The 4,014-nt window shown below is 37.3% G+C and carries 3 protein-coding genes; all 3 read right to left on the bottom strand.

Features of this window, described 5'->3' with window-relative positions; translation table 11 throughout:
- Positions 1-234: 234 nt before the first annotated feature.
- The 3 genes from uhpC to AAC854_RS21585 are packed head-to-tail and all read right to left on the bottom strand — an operon-like array spanning position 235 to position 3,771.
- On the bottom strand, positions 235-1,530 hold the full coding sequence (uhpC, locus tag AAC854_RS21595; protein WP_340618893.1) for an MFS transporter family glucose-6-phosphate receptor UhpC: 1,296 nt from the start codon (positions 1,528-1,530) through the stop codon (positions 235-237).
- Between the two features lie 27 nt (positions 1,531-1,557).
- Positions 1,558-3,138: an MASE1 domain-containing sensor histidine kinase gene (locus AAC854_RS21590; RefSeq protein WP_340618892.1), complete on the bottom strand. Its 1,581-nt coding sequence runs from the start codon at positions 3,136-3,138 to the stop codon at positions 1,558-1,560.
- Between the two features lie 3 nt (positions 3,139-3,141).
- Entirely contained in the window at positions 3,142-3,771 is a 630-nt protein-coding gene (locus AAC854_RS21585; RefSeq protein ID WP_340618891.1) for a response regulator, read from the bottom strand.
- Between the last annotated feature and the right edge of the window lie 243 nt (positions 3,772-4,014).

Here is a 4,014-nt window from a genome sequence, read left to right as displayed (position 1 = left end):
TTGTCACTTTTTTCATGTCACGTTGCCAGAAAAAGCGAAAGAATTGACGACTCGACTGACTGACAATTTTCAGATTTTAAAACCTGCATCTTCAAGTTAGATTGGTATATAACATATCTAGAGCGGAAACAGCCGTAGTGTATGTAGAGTCGGGCTGTTTACACTCTAATGCGATAGTTTCAGTAAACCCATCGGTAATTACTGGCTATTTTGGAGTTAAATATGACTATTTTGTTAGGTTTTTTTACTGTATTTATTAATATCTGCGATTAATAGTGGCATTAGTAATAATCCCATCAATGCAGAAGCTAACGTGAGCAAAGCAAACATACCAGACCAGTCGTAGTTGTTAATTATTTGACTTAGTGGCCATCCTGCGATAGCTGCGCTAAGGTAGGCATATAGACCTAAATACCCAGTGACTGTACCGGCAGCTTTCTTATGGCAATATTCCGTTGCGGCTAATCCAATTAGCATTTGCGGGCCGAAAACAAAAAAACCGATACTGAAAATACAAGTGGACAATAAAACATAGTGTTGTATAGGAACTAACCAAAGAGCGGTTACTGAAAAAAACAATCCGATAGAAAACAGTAGAATCATTGGAGTTCGTCGGCTACGAAAGAATATGTCAGACCCCCATCCTGAGCAAAGTGCACCTAACAAACCACCTAGTTCAAATAGTGAAAGGGTAACATTAGAACTGAATAAGTTGGCTCCATGTTTTTCTGATAACCAAAGATTACCCCAGTCATGTATTGCAATCCTAATGAAATACACCAATATATAGGAACATCCAAGAATCCAAATGGTGCGATTGAACAAAATTGTTTCTTGTAGGATTTTCATCATTGACATTGGTGGAGATGAATGTTCCTGCCTTAGCTCCATTGCATCTTGCCGCCACTGTCCAATGCTAGGTAACCCCTGTTGTTGTGGAATTCCAGGCAGCTTTCGGCATAACCAGATTCCCAATATGATGCTAATAACTCCAGGGATCAGTAGAGCAGCTCGCCAGCTATAGGTTGTTGTTAACAGCGCGGATAATAGTGTTAGAAGAATTCCACTTATATTTATAGAAATATTCCAGCATCCCCACCAGAAACCTCGTTCATTACGGGAATACCAGTGAGTTAATAGTCGTGCACAGGGAGGCCATCCCCATCCCTGAAAAAAGCCATTTAGTGTCCAGACAATCAACAAAGCGGTTAGTGATGAGCAAAAGGTGAAAATGATATTGAGTATTCCGGTTACTAATAATCCAGCTCCCATAAACCAGCTATATCCAGTATGGTCATGGAAAATTCCTGATACAAATTTTGAACAGCCATAAGCAAGATAAAAGAGACTGGCTATCCAGCCAATATCATCTTTATTTAGCATCAATTCTATCTGCATTTCAGGCATGGCAATATTCAAGCTCTTACGTGTTAATTGAAATGCGGCATAACCCACAATCATTGATATCAACAGATGGCTTCTCCAATAGCGATAATTTTGTGAAATCTGCTCATTGCTATTGGTTTGCATAATAAATATCCATAAAAGCCTTAGAAGCTATAGTTTTAGTACGTCAGAAATGATTTCTGATGATTTAATACCCTCATCAGAATTTATAGGTAAATTAACAACAACATGAGTTCCTTGTTGAGTATTTAAGCTCCAGTTACCACCAAGGACACGAACTCGTTCTTCAATCCCCTTCAAACCAAACCCTGTATTTTTCTTATCATCTATGATGCCAATTCCGTTATCACTGACTTGGAGCTGAATTAAATTTTCTTTCTGTTTTAAGATGACCGTAATGGTATTAGCGTTAGCATGTTTACTGATATTGTTCAGTAATTCTTGAATAAGTCGATAGAGAGTTAAGGTAATGGTGCTATTCTTCGGCTCTTGTGGAAGTCGATAATCAAACTGACAAATAATGTTTTGTTCTTCGAAAGCGAATTCATTTACCAGATGACGAATGGCCTGCTCGAATGACATTTCATCTAAGGCTGGTGGGCGTAGTTCGCGTAGTAGCTGACGGGTAGATTGATGAATTTGTTGGGATAGGTATTTGATTTGTTCTGCTGCTTTTATTACCAGCGGTGAGTTTGCTGTACGTTTTACCAAGGTAGATTGAATTTGAATAGCAGTGATATTTTGTCCAATTTCATCATGTAATTCTCTGGCAATATTTTTGCGGATCTCTTCTTCAATGTGTACTAGATTTTGCATTAAGGTATAACGTGCAACTAACTCTTTTTCCAATCGTGCACGATAGTGATTTAAGTTACTCGCTAGCTGTTGTTGGCGGCTGATAGCTATACCAAGCCCAATACCTAATAAAGCCTGGGTAGTCAAAAAGATTTCCAATTCTTGGAGTTCACTAAATGAGCCACTGGATTGACGAGCAAAAGTCACTATTAAGCTACCTAACAACGCAGAGAAAACACCTCCTTGCCAACCATAACGATAAGCCATAAAAACATTGGGAAGAAAAACCAAAATTGATAAAAGCCCTTCAATTTTTGGGGATAAAAAGAAATGCCCACTTATCCCTAATAAACTGAATAGAAAACACCACATTAAGAAAGATGATCGTAATTGTGGATAGAATGAATCGTCTGTAATGTGATTGCTTTTTAAACTTTGCTCATATAAATAGATGTAAATCAGATAAACAAACGGAGATAGAAGAACACCTCCGGTGATTGAAGCGAGAAAAAAAAGATTTACTTTAGATGATGGTGAAAAACTTAGGCAAAAAGTTTGTAACAAGCTATTAATAATAACGCCAATTAACAGAATGGAGAGCTGTTGCCAATAAAGAGAATAACGCTTCCAGATTTGTTGAATCAATAAGACCGTGATCAGGCTGATTCCAGGAGAAAATAATATAGCTGGGTTTGTAATTAATTGTTCGTTAATCAACCATGATAGCATGCTGATTTCACTGATAATGAGGAGCGGTAAATAACGCCTCCATAACAGAATCATCAGAACGAGTCTCAATCCTTGTGGCAGGAAAAGCACTGCCTGTTGCCCATCCTCATGTAAATAAAAACTAATAATCCAAAGTGAAATCCAGCTAATTGAGTAGAAAATAAATATAAATAGAGATTGTAAACCGAAACGTACTTTCCAATTCATTTACTAACCCGTAATGATTTGATGTTGTAATGCGTAATGAACAAGTTCAATAGTGGAATCGCACTGCAATTTACTAAGTATATTAGCACGATGAACATGTACTGTTTTGGGGCTTAGCTCAAGTTGCTCAGCTATATCTTTTACGCTAACACCATTGATTAGTAATTTAAAAATTTCTTTTTCCCGTGAGGTTAGTATTTGTAATACGGTAACTTCTTGGGGTCTATGACGCAGAGCCTTCAATGCGTCAGCGCAGAGATAAATTTCTCCTTTATGAACAGTTCGTACTGCTTGGATTAATTCTTCTGGCCCACAGCATTTTGTCAAATAGCCGCGTGCACCTGCATCAAGTGCACTCTGTACCAAAGCAGCCGTGTCATGAATGCTGAGCATGATAGTACGAAAATTGGGGCATGTGGGGCGTAACCGTGCCAGAAGCTGTAAGCCACTCTCACTGGGCATGGAAATATCCATGATCACAATATCAATCGTTTTTTTTAGTAAATCTGACCATGCTTCACTGGCACTGCTGTATTGACCTACGATGATAATGTCATCTTCAAGAGTCAATAATTGAGCAAAGCCTGAACGGACAACAACATGGTCATCAATGAGGGCAATTTTTATCTTCATTTTTATTGTTTATTGTAGGGTATTTATTATAAAGCTAGTTATATATCATAATGTTCTTAAAATAAAATTCATGCAAATAATTAAACCAAAACTGTTAGTTGGATAACAATTTTTATTGTAATGCAACTAAATTATATATAACTTTTCATAATTATGAGAATTTCATATTTCCTATTCCTTTCCAACTATTTGCTGAAGCGGCATTCAAGAAAATCTTAACTCTTTTGATGAGCTGCCACATAT

It is taken from the genome of Xenorhabdus entomophaga (genome assembly GCF_037996725.1).
GTDB lineage: Bacteria > Pseudomonadota > Gammaproteobacteria > Enterobacterales > Enterobacteriaceae > Xenorhabdus > Xenorhabdus khoisanae.
Note: the sequence above shows the minus strand (reverse complement) of the source record. Positions and strands in the feature narration are given on the sequence as shown.

Coding starts and splice junctions, on each gene's coding strand:
- uhpC (WP_340618893.1), bottom strand. CDS start 1,530: ATGCAAACCAATAGCAATGAGCAGATTTCACAAAATTATCGCTATTGG.
- AAC854_RS21590 (WP_340618892.1), bottom strand. CDS start 3,138: ATGAATTGGAAAGTACGTTTCGGTTTACAATCTCTATTTATATTTATT.
- AAC854_RS21585 (WP_340618891.1), bottom strand. CDS start 3,771: ATGAAGATAAAAATTGCCCTCATTGATGACCATGTTGTTGTCCGTTCA.